General features: G+C 72.7%; 18 protein-coding genes. 9 read left to right on the forward strand and 9 right to left on the reverse strand.

Annotated elements, in window-relative coordinates; all coding sequences use genetic code 11:
• Positions 1 to 348: 348 nt before the first annotated feature.
• Positions 349 to 750 (reverse strand): nuclear transport factor 2 family protein, encoded by a 402-nt coding sequence (locus AB0M08_RS25145; protein ID WP_364497747.1) that lies wholly within the window; start codon positions 748 to 750, stop codon positions 349 to 351.
• A 72-nt stretch (positions 751 to 822) separates the two neighbouring features.
• Between AB0M08_RS25145 and AB0M08_RS25150 the strand changes: the two genes are divergently transcribed.
• Positions 823 to 1,431, forward strand: coding sequence for a helix-turn-helix domain-containing protein (locus tag AB0M08_RS25150; RefSeq protein WP_364497749.1), 609 nt, complete (start codon positions 823 to 825; stop codon positions 1,429 to 1,431).
• 7 nt (positions 1,432 to 1,438) lie between these two features.
• Here the strand turns inward: AB0M08_RS25150 and AB0M08_RS25155 are convergent, their stop codons facing one another.
• On the reverse strand, positions 1,439 to 2,113 hold the full coding sequence (locus tag AB0M08_RS25155; protein WP_364497751.1) for a TetR/AcrR family transcriptional regulator: 675 nt from the start codon (positions 2,111 to 2,113) through the stop codon (positions 1,439 to 1,441).
• Between the two features lie 46 nt (positions 2,114 to 2,159).
• Between AB0M08_RS25155 and AB0M08_RS25160 the strand changes: the two genes are divergently transcribed.
• Entirely contained in the window at positions 2,160 to 3,551 is a 1,392-nt protein-coding gene (locus tag AB0M08_RS25160; RefSeq protein ID WP_364497753.1) for an FAD-dependent monooxygenase, read from the forward strand.
• Here the strand turns inward: AB0M08_RS25160 and AB0M08_RS25165 are convergent.
• From AB0M08_RS25165 to AB0M08_RS25190, 6 genes are all read right to left on the reverse strand, one after another.
• The gene (locus tag AB0M08_RS25165) at positions 3,538 to 5,742 is read right to left on the reverse strand and encodes a DUF4132 domain-containing protein (protein ID WP_364497755.1); all 2,205 of its coding nucleotides are present in this window, start codon (positions 5,740 to 5,742) and stop codon (positions 3,538 to 3,540) included. The genes AB0M08_RS25160 and AB0M08_RS25165 overlap by 14 nt on opposite strands.
• Positions 5,743 to 5,857: 115 nt before the next feature.
• Positions 5,858 to 6,967, reverse strand: coding sequence for a glycosyltransferase family A protein (locus tag AB0M08_RS25170; protein WP_364497758.1), 1,110 nt, complete (start codon positions 6,965 to 6,967; stop codon positions 5,858 to 5,860).
• Positions 6,934 to 7,731, reverse strand: coding sequence for a carotenoid biosynthesis protein (locus tag AB0M08_RS25175; RefSeq protein WP_364498005.1), 798 nt, complete (start codon positions 7,729 to 7,731; stop codon positions 6,934 to 6,936). Before AB0M08_RS25175 ends, AB0M08_RS25170 begins: the two co-directional genes overlap by 34 nt.
• 29 nt (positions 7,732 to 7,760) lie before the next feature.
• A complete protein-coding gene (locus AB0M08_RS25180; protein WP_364497761.1) occupies positions 7,761 to 8,342 on the reverse strand; it encodes a GNAT family N-acetyltransferase in 582 nt (193 codons plus the stop codon).
• Positions 8,339 to 9,031 (reverse strand): monooxygenase, encoded by a 693-nt coding sequence (locus AB0M08_RS25185; RefSeq protein ID WP_364497764.1) that lies wholly within the window; start codon positions 9,029 to 9,031, stop codon positions 8,339 to 8,341. The genes AB0M08_RS25180 and AB0M08_RS25185 overlap by 4 nt, the downstream gene beginning before the upstream one ends.
• A 6-nt stretch (positions 9,032 to 9,037) precedes the next feature.
• Positions 9,038 to 9,829 carry an SDR family NAD(P)-dependent oxidoreductase gene (locus AB0M08_RS25190; protein ID WP_364497767.1) on the reverse strand — a complete coding sequence of 264 codons (792 nt, stop codon included), beginning with the start codon at positions 9,827 to 9,829 and terminating at the stop codon, positions 9,038 to 9,040.
• Positions 9,830 to 9,908: 79 nt separating this feature from the next.
• On the opposite strand from AB0M08_RS25190, the gene AB0M08_RS25195 reads away from it, so the two are divergent.
• Positions 9,909 to 11,840 carry an amino acid transporter gene (locus AB0M08_RS25195; protein WP_364498008.1) on the forward strand — a complete coding sequence of 644 codons (1,932 nt, stop codon included), beginning with the start codon at positions 9,909 to 9,911 and terminating at the stop codon, positions 11,838 to 11,840.
• 7 nt (positions 11,841 to 11,847) lie between these two features.
• On the opposite strand, the gene AB0M08_RS25200 is transcribed toward AB0M08_RS25195, so the two are convergent.
• Positions 11,848 to 13,575 (reverse strand): ATP-binding protein, encoded by a 1,728-nt coding sequence (locus AB0M08_RS25200; RefSeq protein WP_364497770.1) that lies wholly within the window; start codon positions 13,573 to 13,575, stop codon positions 11,848 to 11,850.
• 660 nt (positions 13,576 to 14,235) lie between these two features.
• On the opposite strand from AB0M08_RS25200, the gene AB0M08_RS25205 reads away from it, so the two are divergent.
• The 6 genes from AB0M08_RS25205 to AB0M08_RS25230 all read left to right on the forward strand — a co-directional run bounded on the left by AB0M08_RS25205 (position 14,236) and on the right by AB0M08_RS25230 (position 22,157).
• On the forward strand, positions 14,236 to 14,643 hold the full coding sequence (locus AB0M08_RS25205) for an SAV_6107 family HEPN domain-containing protein (protein ID WP_364498011.1): 408 nt from the start codon (positions 14,236 to 14,238) through the stop codon (positions 14,641 to 14,643).
• Positions 14,644 to 15,096: 453 nt separating this feature from the next.
• A complete protein-coding gene (locus AB0M08_RS25210; protein ID WP_364497772.1) occupies positions 15,097 to 15,942 on the forward strand; it encodes a hypothetical protein in 846 nt (281 codons plus the stop codon).
• The gene (locus tag AB0M08_RS25215; protein WP_364497775.1) at positions 15,942 to 17,627 is read left to right on the forward strand and encodes a DNA polymerase Y family protein; all 1,686 of its coding nucleotides are present in this window, start codon (positions 15,942 to 15,944) and stop codon (positions 17,625 to 17,627) included. The genes AB0M08_RS25210 and AB0M08_RS25215 overlap by 1 nt, the downstream gene beginning before the upstream one ends.
• Before the next feature lie 12 nt (positions 17,628 to 17,639).
• Positions 17,640 to 21,014: an error-prone DNA polymerase gene (locus AB0M08_RS25220; RefSeq protein WP_364497778.1), complete on the forward strand. Its 3,375-nt coding sequence runs from the start codon at positions 17,640 to 17,642 to the stop codon at positions 21,012 to 21,014.
• Positions 21,015 to 21,024: 10 nt separating this feature from the next.
• Positions 21,025 to 21,384, forward strand: a complete 360-nt coding sequence (locus AB0M08_RS25225; protein WP_364497780.1) for an SSI family serine proteinase inhibitor — start codon at positions 21,025 to 21,027, stop codon at positions 21,382 to 21,384.
• Between the two features lie 26 nt (positions 21,385 to 21,410).
• Positions 21,411 to 22,157, forward strand: coding sequence for a methyltransferase domain-containing protein (locus AB0M08_RS25230; protein WP_364497782.1), 747 nt, complete (start codon positions 21,411 to 21,413; stop codon positions 22,155 to 22,157).
• Position 22,158: the final 1 nt, after the last annotated feature.

Consider the following 22,158-nt stretch of genomic DNA (forward strand, 5'->3'; position numbering starts at 1 on the left):
CTGGTGGCCAGGGGTGTCTCAGGCCCTCCGAGAGACCCCTGACCACCAGCCGCGCCGGGAAAGCTGGCACCCAGAGGTCACTCAAGCCCGCCGACACACCCCTCACCACCAGCCACCAATGGCTGCGCGTGCACCCGATCATGGGTCGTGTGCGCCCGGCGTACCTGAACCCGGCTGATCGTGTGCACGCGCCGCCCGATCCACGCCGTTCGTGTGCAGCTGCTGCCCTGTCGGCGTTGTTCGTGTGCGACTGCTGCCCCACCGGTGCTGTTCGTGTGCGCCTGCCGCCCGGCCTGCGGTGCTCCAGGCGGCGTGGCTCTCCCCGGGCGTGGCTCTCCTGGGGCGTGGCTATCCGGCCAGGGCGGCGGCGATCGCCATGGTGTGCTGGTACTCGCGCCAGCCCGCGAGCAGGCCGTCCCGGGTGCGCAGTACCCCGATGAACGGTGCCGAGGACTGCACCCCGGTGGCCGTGTGCGTGCCGACCAGCTCGTACTCCACGATGATCACGTCCGGGTCGGCCGTCTCGTGGATCACCACGTCGCGGCAGTCGTCGAAGCGGACCGGGAAGCTCGCGCGCCCGGCCCGGGCCAGCTCGATGACGGCCTGCTTCCCCTCCAGTCGGGTGGGCCGGCCGGGCGGGGCGAACGGCAGCTCGGTCACCACGTCGTCGGCGAGCATGGCGCCGTCGTAGGTGGGTGCGCCGGAGAGCCACTCCGCGCGCATGCGGTCGAAGATCTGGTGCGGTGTCACGACGTACCTCCGGATTAAGATGAGTGGGTACTCGACTTCGCTGCCTCGCAGAATAATGAGTGGAGACTCGACTTGCTAGAGGGACCGCCGCTGCGCGCGGACGCCCAGCGGAACCGGGCGCGCATCCTGGACGCGGCCGAGACGGTGTTCGCCGAGGGCGGGGCGGGTGCGTCGACCGAGGAGGTGGCGCGCCGGGCCGGGGTGGCGATCGGCACGGTGTTCCGGCACTTCCCGACCAAGAACGACCTGCTCGCGGCCATCATGAAGCGCCTGCTGGCCCGGCTGATCGCGGAGGCCGGCCAACTGGGCGGGGGTGGCGGGGGCGGCGAGTCGGGTGCGGGCGGCGAGTCGGGTGCGGGTGACGGGCCGGGTGCGGGTGGCGGGCTGTTCGAGTTCCTCCGCCGGCTGGTCGCCCAGGCGGCGGCGAAGCGGTCGGTGGTCGACCTGCTGGCCCGCTCGGGGGTGGAGATCGGCCTGCCCGAGGCGGTCGGGCACCTCCGCAACGCGGTGGCGTCGTTGCTGGCGCAGGCTCAGGCGGCCGGCGAGGTCGCGCCGGACGTCGAGGTGCCGGAGGTGATGGCGCTGCTGGTCAGCCTCTCCCAGGGAGCCCTGCACGGCGGCTGGGACGCCGGCCTGCAGGAGCGCACCCTGCGAATCGTGATCATGGGCCTCAGGGGCTGAGTGGTCCTCAAGGGCTGAGCGGGCTGGAAGGGCTGATTGGGCTGAGCGGGCTGGAAGGGCTGGCCCCGGGCCCGGCGCCCAGGCCGGCGCCCAAGTCGGCGCCCAGGCCGGCGTGCAGGAAGGTGGTGATGGCCTCGATCGCCTCCTCGTCCGAGGTCACCGCCCGGACCGGGGTCGGGTGGTTCGCGTCGAGCCAGCCGTTGGCGAGGGCCGCCAGCGTGACGGTGAAGAGTGACGCCGCCATCAGTGGATCGCCCGGCAGGTGGCGCATGTGGTCGGCGATGTGGTGCAGGTCGGGCTCGTACATCTCCCGGCTGCGGCGGGCGAACTCCTCGTCGACGATCGAGGCCTGCTGGAGCGCGACCAGGACCGGGCGGTGCCGGCGGTAGGTCTGCCAGAAGGCGGCCACGTGGTAGCGCACCGCGGCCCGGTCCCGGAAGTCGTCGAGGTGGCCGGCCTGCAGGGCGTTGGCGTCCCCGACGTCGAGCAGGTCCTCCAGCAGCGCCTCGAGCAGCTTCTCCTTGCTGGCGAAGTGCTTGTAGAACGAGCCGGTCGCGCGGCCTGCCTCGGCGGTGATGTCGGTGATCTTGGCGTTCAGGTAGCCGACCCGCTCGAACACCCGGATCGCCGCGGCCTTGAGCTCCGCCTCGGTCCGCTCCGCCTGCTGCTTTCGCACTGACATCCCCGCCCCCTTGACGGGGAGATTAGCAGCGCTCTACGGTGAATCTATGTTCACTGAATCCAAGTTCACTGTAATTGTGGGCGCCGGCCCCACCGGCCTCACCCTCGCCCGGGAGCTGCGGAGCCGCGGCGTGCCGTTCCGGATCCTGGAGCGGTCGCCGAAGCCGTTCGACGGGTCGCGGGGCAAGGGGCTCCAGCCGCGCACGCTCGAGGTGCTCGACGCGATGGGCCTGCTCGGCCGGTTCCAGGCGGTCGGCGGCCTCTACCCGTCGCTGCTGATCCACCTGCCGGACGGCGGGACCATGGAGCAGCGGATGGACGAGGTGCACGAGCCGACCCCCTCGGTGCCCTGGCCGAACGGGCTGATGGTGCCCCAATGGCGTACGTCCGAACTGCTCGCCGAGGGGATCCCGGTCGAGCTGGGCACCGGCGTCGCGGGCCTGACCCAGGACGATTCCGGCGTACGCCTGACGCTGGACACCGGCGAGATCGTCACGGCGCGTTACGTCGTCGGGGCGGACGGCGGGCGCAGCACGATCCGCAAGGCGCTCGGCATCCCCTTCGAGGGCAGCACCCACGAGGAGGAGCGGATGTTCATCGCCGACGTGCGCCTGACCGGGCTGGACCGGGACGCCTGGCACATCTGGCCGGAGGGGCAGGGGCTCAAGCTCGGCCTCTGCCCGCTCGCCGGCACCGACTGGTGGCAGCTGACCACCCCGGAGAAGGGGAAGAGTGTCGAGGAGCTGGTCGCCGGGGTGGACCCGTCGATCACGGTGACCGAGATCGGCTGGACGTCGGAGTTCCGGGCGAACATGCGGATGGCGTCCCGCTTCCGGGCCGGGAACGTGTTCCTCGCGGGCGACGCGGCCCACGTGCACTCCCCGGCCGGCGGGCAGGGCCTGAACACCGGGATCCAGGACGCTTTCAACCTGGGCTGGAAGCTCGCGACCGGCGACGACGCGCTGCTGGACACGTACGAGGCGGAGCGCCTGCCGGTCGCCGCGCACGTCCTCGGCATCAGCACGAAGCTGCACCGGAAGCAGTACGACGGGGAGGAGGACGCGATGCGCCGCGACGACCCGGTGCTGCGGCAGCTCTCGCTGAACTACCGGGGCGGCCCGCTCGCCGCCGAGCACCGGGCCGGCCCGGGCGCGGTCCGGGCCGGCGACCGCGCCCCGGACGCGCCGCTGGCGGACGGGCGGATCTTCGACCTGCTGCGGGGGCCGCGGGCGACCCTGCTGGCCTTCGGCTGGACCGGTTACCTGCCGGAGCTGCCCGGGTCGATCGCCGTGCACCGGATCGACGACGCGGCGGCCGCCGGGGCGTACGACGTGCACGGGCCGGCCCTGATGCTGATCCGGCCGGACAACTACGTGGGCTGTGCGACCCGTGACCCGCAGGACGTGGTGGCGTACGCGAAGCTCATCACGAGGGAATGAGGGTGTGCAGCTCGACCAGCAGCTCGGAGAGGGCGGCCGCGTCGCAGTCGCCCATCGCGACGCGGCGTGCCCGCTGCCAGTGGTCCGACCACGCGTCGTCGGCCCAGATCTCGGTGATCCGCTGCTCGTCGCTCACCTGCTGACCGGTCATGGTCACGCCGGGCTCGACCTGGACGAGCAGCGTCAGCCCGCCGGGGAGAGGGTGGGACAGCTGGGTGTGCCGGCGGGACGCGGACTGGTAGGCGTTCCCCGCCCACCGGTCGCGCATCAGGGCCACGACCCGCTCGGTGGGCACTGGACCGAATCCGGTCAGACTGGTCGCCGTTCGCTCGGTGGCGGTCAGCGTCACCACCGGCCGGTGGACCTGCGGGAACGGCTGCAGGATCTCGTAGTCGGTGAACGTGTGCGCCCAGGTGCCCAGCTCGATGCCCAGCTCCGCCGGGTGCACGATGCCGAGCGGCGCGTCCCCGCCGACGGTCGCGGTGGTGTCGTGGACGTCCGCGAAGCTGCCGTCCTCCGCGATCCGGACCGCGCGGACCAGGCGATCCTCCGCGTCGTACTCGCCCCACAGCAGCCGCCGGGCGATCGGCCCGAGGACCGGGTGCGGCAGCACGACGCCGGGCAGATCGCGCGCCGGGCGACGGCGGTGCGTGTGCATCTCCCGTTCCAGTCGCGCGATCTGGGCCACCGCGGTCGCCCGGAGATCCTTTTTCAAGATCAAGAATTTCTGGTACGCGTCGGGCCGGGCGTCCTTCACGCCCGGCTTCGGTGGACGCGCGAGCACCCGCCCGTCCGCCGCGCGTACCGAAGCGGTCAGATGCTCGTCGACGACCACGGTGAACTCCCGCGCCCCGTAGTCCAGGACGACCCCGGTCTCCAGCCCGTGCGTGACGGTCAGCCGGTCGGCGAGCCCGGTCACCGAGAGCCCGCGGCGCCCGGCGGCCCGGGTCAGGTAGTCGAGCGCCCGGTCGTTCATCGCCCCGCCGGACATCCCCTCCTCGATCGCGAGCAGGTGCCGGAGCGCGGTGTCGGTGCCCACCGTGGCCAGCACCGCGAACCCGTCGATCGCCCGCGCCCACCGGCTGCGCCCCGGCCAGGAGCGTACCTGCGGTGCCACCGCCTCCATCGTGGCGTCGTCGCCGAGGTGCGCCTGCGCCAGCACGGCCCAGGCCTCGGCGGCCGGCATCCCGTCGGCCGTCCACGCGTCGAACAGCGCCCGCCCGAACGCCGCCAGGCTCGCCCGATCGCAGGCGGCGATCAGCTGCCGGGTCCCGGGGCCGGGCGGCGCGACCAGCGGCTGGGCGGCGGCCGAGGACTCGACGCCCGGCTGGCGCCCGTCGGCGGGCGCGGGATCGCCGGGCGGGGGCTCCGGCGCGTCGTCCAGGCGGGTCCGGATCAGCCCGTCGATCAGCCGGGCGGTGTCCTCGGCCGGCAGGATCCCGCCGTCCGCGGTCCGGATCTCGGGCAGCAGGTCGGCGCGGGCCCACGCGGGGGCCCTGACCTTCCGCGCGGCCGGGGTGTCGCCGGCGTCCTCCAGCAGCGCGGTGATCGCGTCGAGGGCGGCCGCGCCGTATCCGTCGGCGGCCGTGAGCACGGTGTGCCGGTGACCGGTGACGGCCAGGTGGCGCAGCGCCTCCTCGGCGTTCTGCCGGGGCTTTCCCGGGCGCCCGGCCGCCGCCGGGATCAGCGCCGCCGCCGCGGCCTCCGGGTGCCGGGCCAGCCACAGCCGCGCCCAGAGCCGCGCCGAGCCGAGATGGCGGAGCCACCCCGCGACCAGGGCCGCCGCCTCGGGACCCCGGTACGGCAGCAGCAGGAAGCCGAGGCGGTCGGCGTTCTCGCCCGCGTCCCGGAGCGCCGGCGGCAGCGCGTCGAGCTCGAACCGGGCCACCGCCACCCGGGACAGGTCGGCCTGCTGCCGGTACCGGATCGGCGCCGAGGTCGCGAGCAGCGCCCGGGCCGGTGCGTCCGGTCCCGTCGTGATCAGCCAGGAGGCCTGCGGCGGGGTCAGGTCGGAGAGCCGGTCGGCGCCGGTCGCGGCGAGTCCCCAGTCCGGTTCCGCCAGCCCGTGATCGAGCGCCGCTGCCCGGGACCACCAGAGCTCGCGCTCGCCGTCCGCCCAGGCCATCACCGTCGGTTCCGCGTGGACCAGCCCCTCGACCACGATCGGCTTACGCCCTCGACCCGCCGCCATCCCGGCACCCCTCGTCCTCGGGCCCGCACGTCCCGCCGCGCCAGACCGTAGCGGAGCGCCAGACCGTAGCGGAGCGCCGCCGGGCGCCCTCTCCTGGTGCACCGCGGCGTCCCGGTCACCCCAGCGGGCGGCCCCGCCACGTCAGCGTCCCGCGGCGCCGGCCGCGGAAGGAGCGGGCCACCAGCCGGCCGAAGTACACGATCGACACCGGATGGGCCAGCGGGTCGGGGAGGACGCGGCCACCCGTCGCGGCCGCGACGATCACCCGGCCGAGGACCGCGAGGAGATAGGCGGCGCCCGCGAGCACCGCCCACATCGGAGCAAGGAACGCGCAGGAGAGTGCGATCAGGGGCGGGAGAGCGTACGTGAGAAGGAGGAAGAGGAGGACGCAGGCCGCGCCGGACGGCGAGCCGAAGGACGCCCAGAGCGATTTGGCGTAGCCGTCGGCGAGTTCGCGCCGGGATTCGTACATCCGGCAGGTGGCGAGGCGGGAGCCGTCGGCCAGCGCGATCCGGCCGCCGGAGCGTTTGACGGCGCGGGCCAGCTCGACGTCCTCCAGGACGCGGTCGCGCACGGCGGCGTGCCCACCGGCCCGCTGATACCCGGCGCGGTCGACCATCAGCCACTGCCCACCGGCGGCGGCCAGCGACGGGCGCGGCGAGCGCTCCATCAGGCGCAACGGCAGGAAGGTGAGCCAGGACCACTGCAGCAGTGGTTGCGCCAGGCGGCCCGCTCCCTCGATCCTGGGGTACGGGCTGAGCAGCGTGACGCCGGCCTCCCGGAGCAGCGCGGCGGCACCGGCGATCGCGTCGGGTGCCAGGGTGACGTCGGCGTCGACGAAGGCCAGGAGGTCGGCCTCGGGGACGTACCCGGCCAGTCGATGGCAGGCGTGCGGTTTGCCGAGCCATCCCGGGGGTGGGGGAGCGCCGAGGTGCAGGGTGACCCGGGGGTCGTCCCCGGCGATCGCCCGGACCACGCCGGCGGTGTCGTCGGTGGAGTCGTCGTCGAGGACGTGGATGCTCAGGTTCGGCACGCCGCGCTGGGCCAGCAGGGACCGCAGGCAGGGGCCGACCCGTTCGGCCTCGTTGCGCAGCGGCAGCAGCACGGCGATCCGCTCGGTGCTGCCCGCGTCGCGGCGGGGCCGGCGCAGCAGCCGGGCGTTGACCGCGGTGTGGGCCGTGAGCAGGGCGTTCAGCGCGAGAAGGAGGGTGAGGCAGAGATGCACAGCGTCCTTCCCAGCGGGATCAGCGTGGCGCCCATCAGCAGCGCACCCCAGGCGGCGGAGGCGGGAAGGCCGAGGAAGACCGCGTGGGCGAGGACCGAGGAGGCGTACGTCCAGAGCCAGAGCGCGAGCATCGGGGCGTCGGCGGGATCCGGCTCCCGGGCACCGGTGGCGGCGGCGAGGGCGGTCATCAGGAGCAGTGCGAAGGCGAGCCAGCCGAGGTAGTTGCCGGCCGGGATGCCGGGTACGCCGGGGAGCGCGGGCGTGGGGGAGTGCCACCGCCAGTAGCCCTCGGCGACCATCTGCGGATCGAGGAAGAGGTCCCAGGCGGCCAGCCCGGTCCCCGCGACGAGGATCCGGCCCACCCGGGAGCGGACGGCGTGGAGCGCGGCGAGCCAGGCGGGCCAGGCCATCCAGGTCCAGGCCAGCGGGATGATCAGCGGTACGCCGAGCAGCCGGGGCCCCAGTTGCCCGGAGTAGTCGTAGGTCCCGAACGGGAATCCGGTCGCCACACCCACGGCCTCGACCGCGAACCCGCCGAGCGTCGCGGTGAGCACCAGGGCACCGGCCTGACGGGCCCCGCGGGTGAGCCAGGCGTGGCTCAGCGAGAGCACGACCCCGAGCACCACGGTCAGCACGGTGACGTGCGCCCGGGCGCTGCCATGGGTGAGCGGATAGGTGATCTGCGCCAGAACGAGCGTGGCCAGGAGCGCCCAGGGGACCGCCGCGCCTCCCCATCCCCCCGGCTTCTCCGGCTTTTCGGAAATGCCTGACTCCGCGGGGACGCCGGAGCCGGTCAAGAGGTGGAGGCGCCGGGGAGTCCCTCGACCGGGTGGGCGGCGGTGAGGGGTAGCTCGCGGCCGAGGATGGCGAAGGCGCGCTCGTCGCCCGGGAAGTAGAAGTGCCGGAGGACGTCGGTGAAGCCGAAGCGGCGGTAGAGGCGCCAGGCACGGGACGCCTGCTCGTCGGCCTCCGGGGTGGAGAGCAGCACCGTGCGGCCCTCGGCCATCGCGAGCAGGGCGCGCAGCTGGCGGGCGCCGACGCCGTGGCCCTGGGCGGCCGGGCGGACGTGCAGCTCGACGACCTCGAAGCAGTTGGTCAGCCAGTGCCGGCGGGACGGCTCGTCCAGCGAGAAGCGGACCTGGTCGTGCCACCACTGGCCGGCGGCGGAGGTGTAGCCGTACCCGAAACCGGCGACCTTGCCCTCGGTGGTCAGCGTGGCCACCGCGCGGAAACCGGGGCGGCGCACGTGCGAGCCGATGTAGCCGCGGCGGGTCTGCAGCAGCTCCTGTCGGTAGCCCATCGCCTCGCCGTACACGGCGACCACGTCGTCCAGCCGGCGCAGCAGGTCGTCCGGCTGCCAAGCAACGAGCCTCATCGGTTAAGCCGCTCCTCTTCCGCCGGGTGTTCCGGACCGGCATTCTGCCAGCCGAGCACCGAACGGTCGCCGCTGATGTCGCGTACCGCGAACCGGGCGAAGAGCTCCTCGGCGTACCAGCGGTCCGCAGGGGTGCGGGCGATGGCCGCGCGGTGCTCCGGCTGACGGTACGCGAACGCGGTGAGATCCGCCGCGCTCCGCCACACGCTGACGGTGCCCTGCCAGCCGATCGGTGCCTCGCCGATCCCGAAGCGGGCGAGCAGTCCCGGTGCGGCGGCCACCTCGCGGGCCACCGGCGGGACGGCACGCCAGAAACGCAGCGCGCGGGACGGGCGGAGCCGGGCACGGGTGAGCGCGAGGACCGTGCCGTCGGCCTTCTCCCCGGTGGGCTGGAAGGGCTCGCGACCGGACCACTGTCCGCGGCTGATCAGCGGCGTCAGGTCGAGCCGTGCCTGCCCGATCGCGATGCCGTCCCAGGCAGGGAATCGTACGGGAGAATCGCTCACGGTGATCGCCGCCCAGCGGGAGAGATCCGCGTCGCCGGGCCCGAAGGTGATCCCCGTGCCGGTGCCGAGGAACCTGCCGAAGCGGACGCCGCGCAGGTGACGGCGGGCGAAGGCCATGCGCAGCAGGGCCGGGCCGATGGCGCGCCGGGGCACCCGCCAGACGTGCAGAGCGACCAGCGACATGATCCGTTACAGTCCGACGGCCTCGGCGCTGGCGTCCCAGAACCTCCCGGCGAACTGCGGGTCACGGGCGTGCGCGGAGGGCCGGGTGACCGTCCGGCCGACGTAGTAGGCGCCGTTCTCCAGCTGCTCCGGCGGCGTGGTGATCAGCCAGACCAGCAGCTCACCGGCGGCCTCCGGGGTGATCAGGCCGGGCGCGTGCTTCCAGACGAGGCGGGTGAGCCAGCCCGCGCCGAAATTGGTGCGCACCACGCCGGGGTGGAAGGCCACGCTGAACACTTCCGGCCAGCGTCGGGCGGCCTCCGCGGCGAAGAGGATGTTCGCGGCCTTGGCCGCCCCGTAGGAACGCCACTTGCTGTACGACCGTGCGTCCTCGGTGAAGACCGTCCCCGGTCTGCCCTGGCGGTGCGCGCGGGAGGCGGTGTTCACGACGCGCCCGCCGGTCAGCCGCTCGCGCAGCAGGTGGGTGAGGAGGAACGGGGCGAGATGATTGCCCTGCGTGGTCGCCTCGTGCCCGTCCACGGTCTCGCGGTAGTGACCGACCATGCCGCCGGCGTTGTTCGCCAGGACGTCGATCCGCTCGTGGTTCTTCAGGAGGGCCGCGGCGAGCTCACGGACCTCGTCGAGGACCTCGAAGTCGGCGCGGTAGTGGGCGGCCGGCTTGACCAGCTCGACCGCGGCAGCGAGGCGGTCCGGGTCGCGGCCGACCATCACCACCTCGTCACCGCGGGCGGCGAGCTGTCGTGCGGCGGCCAGTCCGATGCCGGAACTGGCGCCGGTGACCACGATCGTCTGTGCCATACCCGCCTCCTGTGGTGTTCATGGTGCATCCTGTCACCTGCGTCCTATCGAGGAGTGGCCAGTGAGCGCGGAGATCGAGGTGCCGGCCTGCGTGGACAGCCCGGTGCGGCCCTACACGCCGACCCGGCCGGCCGCGCGCTGGCTGCTGGCCCACCGGGTGCAGCCGGTCGGGCCCGAGTCGGAGCAGACCGAGCACCAGCAGCCCTGGTGGAAGGTGATGTGCCTGACCGGGGTGGACTACTTCTCCACGCTCTCCTACCTGCCTGCGATCGCCGCGCTGGCCGCCGGGGCGCTCTCCCCGCTGGCGACGCTGCTGATCGTGGCGCTGACCCTGCTCGGGATGCTGCCGATGTACCGGCGGGTGGCCCGGGAGAGCCCGCACGGGCAGGGCTCGGTGGCGATGCTGGAGGACCTGCTGCCGTTCTGGCGCGGGAAGGTCTTCGTACTGGTGCTGCTCGGCTTCGTCTGCACCTCGTGGATCATCACGATCACGCTGTCCGCGGCGGACGCGACCGTGCACATGTCGGAGAACCCGTACCTGCCGGGCTTCCTGCACGGGCACCAGGTGCTGATCACCGTGGTGCTGCTGCTGGTCCTCGGCTTCGTCTTCCTGCTCGGCTTCAGCGAGGCGGTCGGGGTGGCGATCCCGCTGGTCGCGATCTTCCTCCTGCTGAACGCGGTGATCACCGTGGTCGGTCTGGTGGACGTCTTCGGCACCTCGGGCGCCTTTTCCGCCTGGACCTCCCGGCTCGGCTCCACGGGCGGCTTCTCTTCTCTCCTGGGCCCGTCGATCTTGGCATTCCCGGCGCTGGTGCTGGGGCTCTCCGGGTTCGAGACCGGGGTCAGCATGATGCCGCTGATCCGTTCTTCCAGCGGCGAGGAACGGATCCACAACACCCGCAGGCTGCTCACCACGGCCGCCGGGATCATGAGCGTCTACCTGATCGCGACGAGCTTCGTGACCACGGTGCTGATCCCCGCCGCCGAGTTCGAGGAGGGCGGGCAGGCGAACGGGCGGGCCCTCGCCTACCTCGCGCACGAGAAGCTCGGCGAGGTCTTCGGCACCGTCTACGACATCAGCAGCATCCTGATCCTCTGGTTCGCCGGCGCCTCCGCGATGGCCGGCCTGATCAACATCGTGCCGCGCTACCTGCCCGGGTACGGGATGGCGCCGGAGTGGGCCCGTGCCGTACGCCCGGTGGTGCTGGTCTACACGGTGATCAGCGTGGGCCTCACGATCGCCTTCGGTGCGGACGTGAACGCGCAGGCCGGGGCGTACGCGACCGGCATCCTGGCGATGATGGTCTCCGGCGCGTTCGCGGTGACCGTCTCGGCGCACCGGGCCGGGCAGCGCGGGGCGACGGCCGGGTTCGGCGTACTCACGCTGGTCCTGCTCTACGCCCTCGGCGACAACATCATCGAGAAGCCGGACGGCATCGCCATCTCCGCGGTCTTCATCGGCGCGATCATCCTGATCTCGCTGATCTCCCGGGTCACCCGGACCACCGAGCTGCGCGCCGACCGCATCGAGTTCGACGAACCCGCCCGCCGCTTCATCGCGGACTCGATCGCCCACGACGGCCAGCTCAACATCATCGCCAACCGGCGGCAGGCCGGCGACGAGACGGAGTACGCGGCGAAGGAGGGCGAGCAGCGCGGCATGAACCCGGTACCGGGCCGCGCCGACATCCTCTTCCTGGAGGTGGACGTGGCCGACCCGTCCGCGTTCAGCGACGCCCTGGCGGTACGCGGCGTCGACGTCGACGGCTACCGCATCCTGCGGGTGGAGAGCCCGGCCGCCCCGAACGCGATCGCCGCGGTGCTGCTCGCCCTCCGGGACGCCACCGGCCTACGCCCGCACTGCTACTTCGAGTGGGCCGAGGGCAGCCCGCTGGGTCACCTCTTCCGCTACCTGCTTCTGGGCAGGGGCGACACGGCCCCGGTGGTCCGCGAGATCATCCGCCAGCACGAGCCCGACCAGAACCGCCGCCCCGCCGTCCACGTCGGCTGACCCCGAGCTACAAGCGGCGGTATCTGGTGTGCTTGCTCGCGGTCGACCTCTCCGTCGCCTCGACCAGGCCCTCCTTGCGGAGCAGGGTGAGCCAGCGGCGAACGGTCTGATCCGACAGTCCGGTTCGCGCCGCGAGCTCGGCGCGGGAGGCGATCGTGGAGCCGATCGCGTCGAGGATCTCCTGCCGCCTGTCCGCCTGCGTTGTCCGATGATGCGGCCCTGTCCCTTCACCTGAACCGGGCCGCATCAATCGGTATCGGGCCCACCGGCGAGTACCCACCTGTTCCACGAGCTGGCGGGCTACCAGGTCCTGAAGCTCGGCCGTGACCTTGCGAGAGTCGAGCCCGGTCAGTTTTCGATAGCCGGCGTTGTCGAGGTCCGCTCCGTCGTGCAACGCTCCCAGCGCCATGCACTGGCTGTCCGTCAATCCCTGCTCGCCGAGGCCGCCGATCCACCGGATCACGTCATCACTCAGCAGCGAGTGGTTCGGGAAGGTCACCACGAAGGAAGAGATCCGGTCGTCGAACGTCGGAGCGGACATACCGGAACGTCGCAGGGAGATCAGCATGGCGCGGATTCCCGATCCGCGGTTCTCGCAGACCGTTCGGTCCTCACCCGGGATGGGGGCATCCTCCAGAATTCTGAGGAGCGCGGCGTTACGTGACGACGTTGCTCCCTCCGTACCGAGGTTCTCCAACGTCACCGGACCGTAGAGGCCGCCGGCGTTCCGGATGACGAGCCGGTCCGGGAACATCTCGACCTGGACCTGTGAGCCCCGTGAAGCAGGGGAGAGATCCCGATGTACGAGAGCGTTGGTGACGGCCTCCCGTAAAGCGGTTTCGGGGTATTCCCAGATGTCCTGCCGCCCGGCCCCCGTGGTTATGGATCGGCGGGACATGTTGCGCCGTACGGCGGCGAGCGTGTCGCGAACCATGACCGGAATCGGCCCTTCGATCGCGACGCTGTCGAGGAACCGGACGCCGGACTCCTCGTCCGGGCCGTTCACTGTGGGGTAGTGGACGAAGGTGATCATGAGCTGAGGGAAGTGCTCTTGCGGGTAGTCGCCCAGCGCGAGGAGACCACCCACGGACACGTCGTCCCCCGATCCGTCGGAGCGAGGAATCAGGATCCTCGTGCGGCGGAGGATCTCCTCCGTGGTCAGATTGCGATAGACGTACGGGCGGCTGCCGCGGAGTCGCAGCACCATGGCCGTGATGAGATGGGGATCGAGTGCTTCGAGGCCCACGCCCGGTACCGGCTCCAGGTCGTCCTTCGGCTGGCCCCGGGCAGACAGCATCATCTGCACCTCGTAGCTGGACAACTGCCTGTCGCCGTCATGGACCCGTGTGTAGGCGCCCTTGGTGAGACCGGCTCCCTTGTAATAGCAGGGTTTTTGCTCACGGGGGATCTCGGGTACCTCGGCCACGAGCATCTGAGTCCCCTCGAAGGGCAGGATCTGGATGTGAGGCCGTAACGGCGGCTCCATCTCGGTGGAGCAGAGCGAGGCCACGTCAGATGCGAGCTTCGCGGGATTCGGGAGTGCTACCGGTGCGAATCTCTCTGTCTCGTCGAGGCCTAGGATGACGGTTCCGCCACGCGTGTTGGAGAAGGCGGACAACGTCTCGCGCAGGCTTTTCGGCAGGCCGCCCTGAGACTTCTTCACCTCTACATCCGCCAGGTCACTGCCCAGTAGGCGGAGGTTCTCGACGATCTCCGCAAGCTCCTCGGCGTTCATGTCATCCTATCCTGCTCATCATCCTGCTCACCATCCTGCTCATCGGGGACGTTAGCAGGATGGGATCGATGATGATGTTGTTTCCGGGCTGATCACCGCCTTCCGGGAGTCGATCATCTGTTCGAAAAAGGGCCGGGAAGGTCGTGGTTTTCTCGTGCGGGGGTGCTAGTGTCGGCGGTAGTTAGAACGGATGTTCGAAAGATCTCCGTTCTGGCCCCGGGAGCGTGTTTCGCGGCGCGTCTTCCGGGTGCGGCACCGCGAAGTGCCGCACGCGTGGTCCGGGCATTCGCGGGTCCGGGCCGGCACAAGGCAGGCCGTCGCTCGTCGCCCCCTGACCCCCGGTGGCGGGCGACGGACCCGCCGGAGCTGTTGGCCGGGTGTGGTGTGGGGAAGCTTCGCATCCGGCCGGCTGCCCGCCGGGGCTCCCACTGCCCAGTGGAGCCCCGGCATCGGCCGCCCCCGGTCATGGGCTGCCCGACCTCCTGGTCGCCGAATCTTCTCCGCGGCGGCCCGGTGAATCGCACACATGTCGATGCGGAAGACGTGGAAGACGCGGAACAGGCGAGGAGAAACCCTATGGCGAGCATCCAGCCGGTCTCCGGCCTGGCGCCGGTGCCCGGCGCCTCGGCCCGGGCCGAGGCGCCCACGGTCCCGGCGCACATGCTGCCCCACCGGACACCCTCCCAGCTCTTGGCGATCGCCCGGCAGGGCCTGGCCGAGGCGGAGCGCACCGGGCCCGACGGTCTGCGGTATGCGACCGCCCATCTGGCCGCCCTGCGCGCGGCCGCCGCGCTGCTCGCCGCCCGCGCCCGTCCCGGAGTGCCGTCCGGCAGCCGCCGGACCAGGGCGACCAGCGTCTGGTCGTTGCTCGTCATGGTCGCGCCGGAGTTCGGCGAGTGGGCGGGCTATTTCGCGCTCGGCGCCGGCAAGCGGGCGGCGGCCGAGGCGGGCATCCCGCACGTGGTGAGCGCCCGCGAGGCCGACGACCTGCTGCGCGCCGCCGAACAGTTCGTCGCGGTCGCGGAGTCCTCCCTGGGGGTGGCCTACCAGCCACCACTGGCCGCATGACCAGCCCGGAGCCGCTGCCGCCGGGGTGAGCCGGGCGGCCTGAGGCCGGAGCCGTTGTCGCCGGGTGAGCCGGGCGGCCTGAGCCAGTGTGGCTGAACCTGCGGGCTGAGTTGCTTGACTGAGTTGCTTGGCTGAGTTGCTTGGCTGAGTCGGTCTGGCGGAGAACCGGGCACCGGGATCGCCGGTCCGGGGTCGCGGGTCACGAGGGGCGTTCGCCGCCGCCTCTCGTGATCCCCGAGGCCGGACCGGCGATGCCTGCGTGCTGGAGTTCCCTGCTCCCAGAGCTGTTGCCTGCCCGGAGAGAGCGCGGGCAGCCCGGGCGGCGCGGTTCGGGTGGGCGGCGCGGTTCGGGCGGGCGGCGCGGTTCGGGCGGTGTGGTTCGGGTGGGCGGCGCGGTTCGGGTGGGCGTGGGAAGGAAGCGGGGCGGCACGGGGAGCAGAGCGGGGCGGCACGATGGCGGGGCACATGATCAGCGGGACGTCCGCGCTGGCCGGACTGGTTCGTACCGCGACCGGTTCGGCGGAGGCGGGAGCCCACCGGATGCTGCCGGTGGTGGCCGAGCTGGGGGAACTGCTGCCCGGCCGAGGGCTGCGCCGCGGGCACACGGTGGCGATCGCGGGATCGCCGCGTGGTGTGGGTGACATGCCGCGTGGTGTGGGTGACATGCCGCGTGGTGTGGGTGGCACGCGGGCGGCTGGGGCCGGGTGCGCGGCGGGCGGGATGTCGCTGATGCTGGCGCTGCTGGTGGAGGCGTCGCGGGCCGGGTCCTGGTGTGCGGTGGTCGGGGTGCCGGGGCTCGGGGTGCTCGCGGCGGCGGAGAGCGGGATCGTGCTGGAACGGCTGGCGCTGGTGCCGGAGCCCGGACCGGACTGGCCGACCGTGGTGGCCGCGCTGATCGACGGGGTGGACGTGGTGGTCGCGGCCGTACCGGGGGAGGTGCCGGCGTCGATCGCGAGCCGGTTGGCGGCGCGGGCGCGGCAGCGGGGGAGTGTGCTGGTGCCGTTCGGGGACTGGGCCGGAGCGGATGTGACCCTTCAGGTGAGCCGGGGGAAGTGGGAAGGGCTCGGGGACGGGCGGGGGAGGCTGCGGCGGCGTGAGGTGACCGTGGTGGCGCGTGGACGCGGGGCGGCGGCCCGGCCCAAGGAGTCGACCATGTGGATGCCGGGGCTGGTTACAAAATCGGATATAGGCGTTATTTCACGAAATAACGACCAGCAGGGAGCGTCGGCAGAACCGACACAGGCAGGGGTGACGCCGACAGGGCTGACGCTGGTGGAGCCCCGTCGGGAGAGTGCCTGATGAGGACCCTTCTGCTCTGGTGCCCCGACTGGCCGGTCACCGCTGCCGAGATCGTGGACGGGGCGTCCTCCGCGCACGCCGTCGCGGTGCTCCATGACAACCGGGTGCTCGCCTGCTCCGAAGCCGCGCGCCGGGAAGGTGTGCGATGGGGGCTGAGGCGGCGGGAAGCGCAGTCCCGTTGTCCGCAACTGATCGTCGTTGAGCATGACCCCGGACGGGATGCGCGGGCCTTCGAACCGGTGGTCGCGGCGGTCGAGGAGGTCGCTGCCGGGGTGGAGGTGATCAGGGCGGGTGCGTGTGCGCTCGCCGCCCGTGGGCCGTCCCGGTACTACGGCGGGGAGGAGCGGGCCGCCGAGCGGATCGTCGAGCACGTTGCGCAGAGCTGCGCGGTGGAGAGCCAGATCGGGATCGCGGACAGCGTGTTCGCGGCCGGGATCGCGGCGCGCGCCGGGCTGATCGTCGCGCCGGGCGGGACGGCGGCCTTTCTCGCCGGGGAACCGATCGAGGCCCTCGGGCGGCCCGAGCTGACCGATCTGCTGTGGCGGCTCGGGCTGAAGACGCTGGGGGAGTTCGCCGCGCTGCCGCCCGGGGACGTGCTGACCAGATTCGGTCTCGAGGGTGCCCTGGCCCACCGGCTCGCGCGGGGTGAGGACCACCGGCCGCTCGCGGTGCGGCAGCCGCCCCCGGACCTGGCCGTCACGGAGACCTATGACGAACCTCTGGCCCGAGTGGACACAGCCGCGTTCGCCGGGCGGATCCTGGCCGAGCAGCTGCACGACCGGCTGACTGCGTACGGTCTGGCCTGTACCCGGCTGGGCATCGAGGCGGTGACCGAGGACGGTCAGGAGCTGCACCGGGTGTGGCGGCACGACGGGCTGCTCGGCGCGGCCGCGATCGCCGAGCGGGTGCGCTGGCAGCTGGACGGCTGGCTGACCGGGGCCCGGCGCGGCACCGCGGTCCGGCCGACCGCCGGGCTGGTCCGGCTGAGCCTGATCCCGGACGGGATCCTCGCCCACGTGGGGCTGCAACCGGGGCTCTGGGGTGACGCGGGCGCCGAACGGGACCGCGCGCACCGGGCGTTCAGCCGGGTGCAGGGCCTGCTCGGGCCGGAGTCGGTGGTCACGCCGGTGCTCGACGGCGGCCGGTCCGCCGATGATCAGGTTCGCTTGGTGCCGTGGGGCGACGAGCGGTCGCCGCGTCGTCCGGCCGCGCCGCGAGCGGCACCGGTCCCGGGGGTGGAGAGCGTTCCGATCCTGGGTCAGGAGACCGATTTTGCCCATCTCAGAGAGCAGTCGGCGCGGCCGGAGCTCTCGAACCGGCAGACCACCCGGCGGTCCGGCCGGCCCCCGATGCGGCAGCCGCCCTGGCCCGGCCGTCTCCCCGCGCCGTCTCCCTCGGTGGTGTTCCCGGAGCCTCGGCCCGCGGTGGTCTACGACGAGACCGGGCTCCCGGTCGGGGTCAGCGCCCGGCTCGAGGTCACCGGCGTCCCCACCAGCCTGGCCGTGGACCGTGCGGCCCCGGTCCCGATCACCGGATGGGCCGGTCCATGGCCGCTCGACGAGCGCTGGTGGGCCCCGGAGGAGTCCCGCCGCCGGGTCCGGTTCCAGATGACCCTGGCCGACGGCCGGGCGCTGCTGCTCTCCCTCTCCGCGGGCCGCTGGTCGGTGGAGGCGCTCTATGACTGAGGGGATTCTCCGATGAGCTTCCACAACCCGGAGAGGTCCTGGGCCGAGATGGAGGGCACGCTCTCCGGGCGGCGGAGCGCCGCCCGGAAGGCCCGTGACCTCTGGGGCGAGCCCGGGCCGGACGCCGTCGCCGACCCGCTCGCGGTCGACGGGGACGGGGGTGACTCGCCGGCCTGGACCCGGAAGCGGGAGCCGTACCGGCGGGCGCCGGGGCTGGTGCGTGCGGAGTCCGGCACCGACTACGCGGAGCTGCACTGCCATACGAACTTCAGTTTCCTGGACGGGGCCAGCCACCCCGAGGAACTGGCCGAGGAGGCGGCCCGGCTCGGCCTGACCGGACTGGCGGTGACCGATCACGACGGGTTCTACGGGGTTGTCCGCTTCTCACAGTCGGCCCGTGAGCTGGGAGTGCGTACGATATTCGGATCGGAGCTCTCCCTCGGCCTTTCCAGGCCGCAGAACGGTGAGCCGGACCCGGAGGGGTCTCATCTGCTGGCCCTCGCGCACGGCCACGAGGGGTACGCGCGACTGGCCCGGGTGATCTCGGAGGGGCAGCTGGCCGGTGGGGAGAAGGGGCGCCCGGAGTACGGCGGACTGGAAGCGATCGCCGAGACGCTCCGGGATCACGTGCTGGTGCTGACCGGGTGCCGCAAGGGGACCGTCCCGCTCGCCCTGGCCACCCGGGGTGTCGAGGGCGCGGCGGATGAACTGGACCGGCTCGTGGACCTCTTCGGCGCGCCGAACGTGGCCGTCGAGCTGACCGATCACGGCGATCCGTACGACGAGGACCGGAACGACGTCCTGTACGCGCTGGCCCGCGCCCGCAGGCTGGAGGTGGTGGCGACCGGGAACGTTCACTACGCGACCCCGTCCCGCCGCCGGCTCGCCACCGCGCTCGCCGCCGTCCGGGCCCGGCGCAGCCTGGACGAGATGGACGGCTGGCTGCCCGCGGCGGGCGTCGCCCACCTGCGCGGCGGCGACGAGATGGCCCGGCGGTTCGCGGCGTACCCGGGCGCGGTGGCGAACGCCGCGATGTACGCCGACGATCTCGCGTTCGACCTGGATCTGGTCGCGCCCCGGCTGCCGGACTACCCGGTTCCCGACGGGCACACCGAGATGAGCTGGCTGCGCGAGCTGACCCGGGAGGGCGCCCGGCAGCGGTACGGCGAGCACCACCCGCGGGCGTACCGGCAACTGGAGTACGAGCTCCGGATGATCGAGGAGCTCGGCTTCCCCGGTTACTTCCTGGTCGTCTACGACATCGTCCGGTTCTGCCGGGACAACGACATCTACTGCCAGGGCCGGGGCTCGGCGGCGAACTCGGCGGTCTGCTACGCGCTCTTCATCACCAACGTGGACGCGGTCGAGCACCGGCTGCTCTTCGAGCGGTTCCTCGCCCCGGAGCGGGACGGGCCGCCCGACATCGACGTGGACATCGAGTCGGACCGGCGGGAGGAGGTGATCCAGCACGTCTACGCGAAGTACGGGCGGGAGCACACCGCGCAGGTCGCGAACGTGATCTCGTACCGCCCCCGGTCGGCGGTGCGGGACATGGCCCGGGCGTTCGGCTTCTCGGCCGGGCAGCAGGACGCGTGGAGCAGGCAGATCGACCGGTGGGGCGACGTGGCCACCGCCGACGCGGACATCCCGCAGCGGGTGGTCGACTTCGCGAACGAGGTGCAGGGCTTCCCCCGGCACCTGGGCATCCACTCCGGCGGCATGGTGATCTGCGACCGGCCGATCATCGAGGTCTGCCCGGTGGAGTGGGGGCGGATGCCGGGACGGACCGTGCTCCAGTGGGACAAGGACGACTGTGCCGCCGTCGACCTGGTCAAGTTCGACCTGCTCGGCCTCGGGATGCTCTCGGCGCTGCACTACGCGTACGACATGATCGACGACGAGCTGGACATCGGGACGATGCGGCTCGACGACCCCGAGGTCTACGCGATGCTCTGCCGGGCCGACTCGGTCGGGGTGTTCCAGGTGGAGAGCCGGGCCCAGATGGCCACGCTGCCCCGGCTCAAGCCCCGTGAGTTCTACGACCTGGTGATCGAGGTGGCGCTGATCCGGCCGGGTCCGATCCAGGGCGGGTCGGTCCACCCGTACATCAGACGGAAGAACGGCCTGGAGCCGCCCCGCGTGCCGCACCCGCTGATGGAGAACGCGCTGGCCAAGACGCTGGGGGTGCCGCTCTTCCAGGAGCAGCTGATGCAGCTCGCGATCGACGTGGCCGGCTTCGACCCGTCCGAGGCCGATCAGCTGCGGCGGGCGATGGGCTCGAAGCGGTCGGTGCAGCGGATGGAGAAGATCAGAATCAGACTGTACGAGGGGATGGCCGGCAACGGGATCACCGGCGAACTGGCCGACGACCTGTTCCACAAGCTCTCCGCGTTCGCCAGCTACGGCTTCCCGGAGAGCCACGCGATGAGCTTCGCCTACCTGGTCTACGCGAGCGCCTGGCTGAAGCGGTACCACCCGGCGGCGTTCTGCGCGGCACTGCTCAACGCCCAGCCGATGGGCTTCTACTCGCCGCAGACCCTGGTCGACGACGCGCGGCGGCACGGTGTCGAGGTGCGCCGCCCGGACATCAACCGCAGCGACGCCGCCGCGATCCTGGAGACGGCGCCGTCGACCCGCCGGTCGAGCGAGCCGGGGGAGCCGCCGCAGGCGTGGGGACTCGGCGGCCCGGCGGTCCGGCAGGGCCTCGCCCGGGTACGCACGATCGGCGACGACCTGGCCGCCACGATCGAGAGGGAACGCCGCGAGCATGGCCCCTATCGGTCGATGACGGATCTCGCGAGGCGGACCGGGTGCACCACCGCCCACCTGGAGGCGCTCGCCACCGCCGACGCGTTCGCCGGGTTCGGGCTCTCCCGGCGGGAGGCGCTCTGGGCGGCGGGTGCGGCCGCCCGGGACCGGCCGGACCGGCTGCCCGGCACGGTGACCGGTACCGAGGCCCCGATGCTGCCCGGAATGAGCGAGGTGGACGAACTGGTCGCGGACGTCTGGGCGACCGGGCTCTCGCCGGAGACACACCCGGCCCGGTTCCTCCGCGAGCAGCTGACCGCGGCCGGGGCGCTGCCGATCGCGTCGCTGCCCGAGGTGCCGGCCGGCACCCGGATCCGGGTCGGCGGGATCGTCACCCACCGGCAGCGGCCGGCCACCGCGGGCGGGGTGACCTTCGTGAACCTGGAGGACGAGACCGGGATGCTGAACGTGACCTGCTCACCGGGGCTGTGGACGCGGTACCGGCGGGTGGCCCGGACCAGTACCGCGCTGCTGATCCGGGGCACGCTGGAGAAGGTGGAGGGGGTGGTGAACCTGGTCGCCGACCGGCTGGAGGCGATCACGCCGCCGGTCACGCCTCGCTCCCGAGATTTCCGATAAAATCCGAAATATGGCCTTGAAAATCGCAATGGCCGTGGCGGCGATCATGGCGGTCCAGCCCGCACCGGTCGCCACCTCGACATTGCGCCTGATGTACGAGGACGGCTCGGGCGGTCCCGTGACGGTCGCGCTGACCTGCGATCCGGCCGGCGGCGGGCATCCCCGGGCGGCCGAGGCCTGCGCGGCCCTCGCCGTGGTCGGCGCGGACCCGGGGCGCCTCTCGCCCGGGGACACGTACTGCTACCTGGTCTTCCGGCCGGTCACCGCGCAGGTCACCGGGGTGTGGCGGGGGCGGAGTGTGACGTGGCGGCACACGTACGGCAATGATTGCGAGCTCGCGCGGGCGACCGGCGTCCTGTTCGAGTTCTGAGGGCCGCCGACCGATACCCTGCGGGGGTGGACACCGCACTCGCACGTACCGGAAAGCCGGCGACCACCGCGCGTACCGCGGCGGTCTGGGCCGTACTGCGCCGGGAGCTGGACCGGCACGCCGGCCGGGAGCTGACCGTCCTCGACGTCGGCGGCGGGACCGGTGGATTCGCCGTGCCGCTCGCCGAGGCCGGGCACCGGGTCACCGTGGTCGACGCCAGCCCGGACGCGCTCGCCGCGCTGACCCGGCGGGCCGCCGACGCCGGGGTGGCCGACCGGGTCACCGCCGTGCAGGGCGACGGGGACGCCCTGGCCACCCTGGTCGAGCCGGCCGCCGCCGACCTGATCCTCTGCCATGCCGTCCTCGAGGTGGTCGACGACCCGTCCCGGGTGGCCGCCGCGATCGCCACCGCGCTGCGCCCGGGCGGCGCACTCAGCCTGCTCGTCGCCGGCCGCGCCGCCGCGGTGCTCAACCGGGCCGTGAACGGTCACCTGGCCGCCGCGTCCGCCCTGGTCACCGACCCGGAGGGGCGTTCCGGCCCGCGTGACACGCTGCGCCGCCGGTACGACGCGGAGACGGCCGCCGGGCTGCTCGCCGCCGCCGGGCTGACGGTCGAGGAGGTGCACGGCGTCCGGGTGGTCGCCGACCTGCTGCCGGCCACGGTGCTGGAGGAGGACCCGCAGGCGGTGCTGGACCTGGAGCTGGCGCTGAGCGCGCACCCGCCGTTCCGGGACATCGCCTCCCAGCTGCACCTCTTCGCCCGCCGCTCCTGAC

The organism is Actinoplanes sp. NPDC051851 (assembly GCF_040681165.1).
Classification (GTDB): Bacteria; Actinomycetota; Actinomycetes; order Mycobacteriales; family Micromonosporaceae; genus Actinoplanes.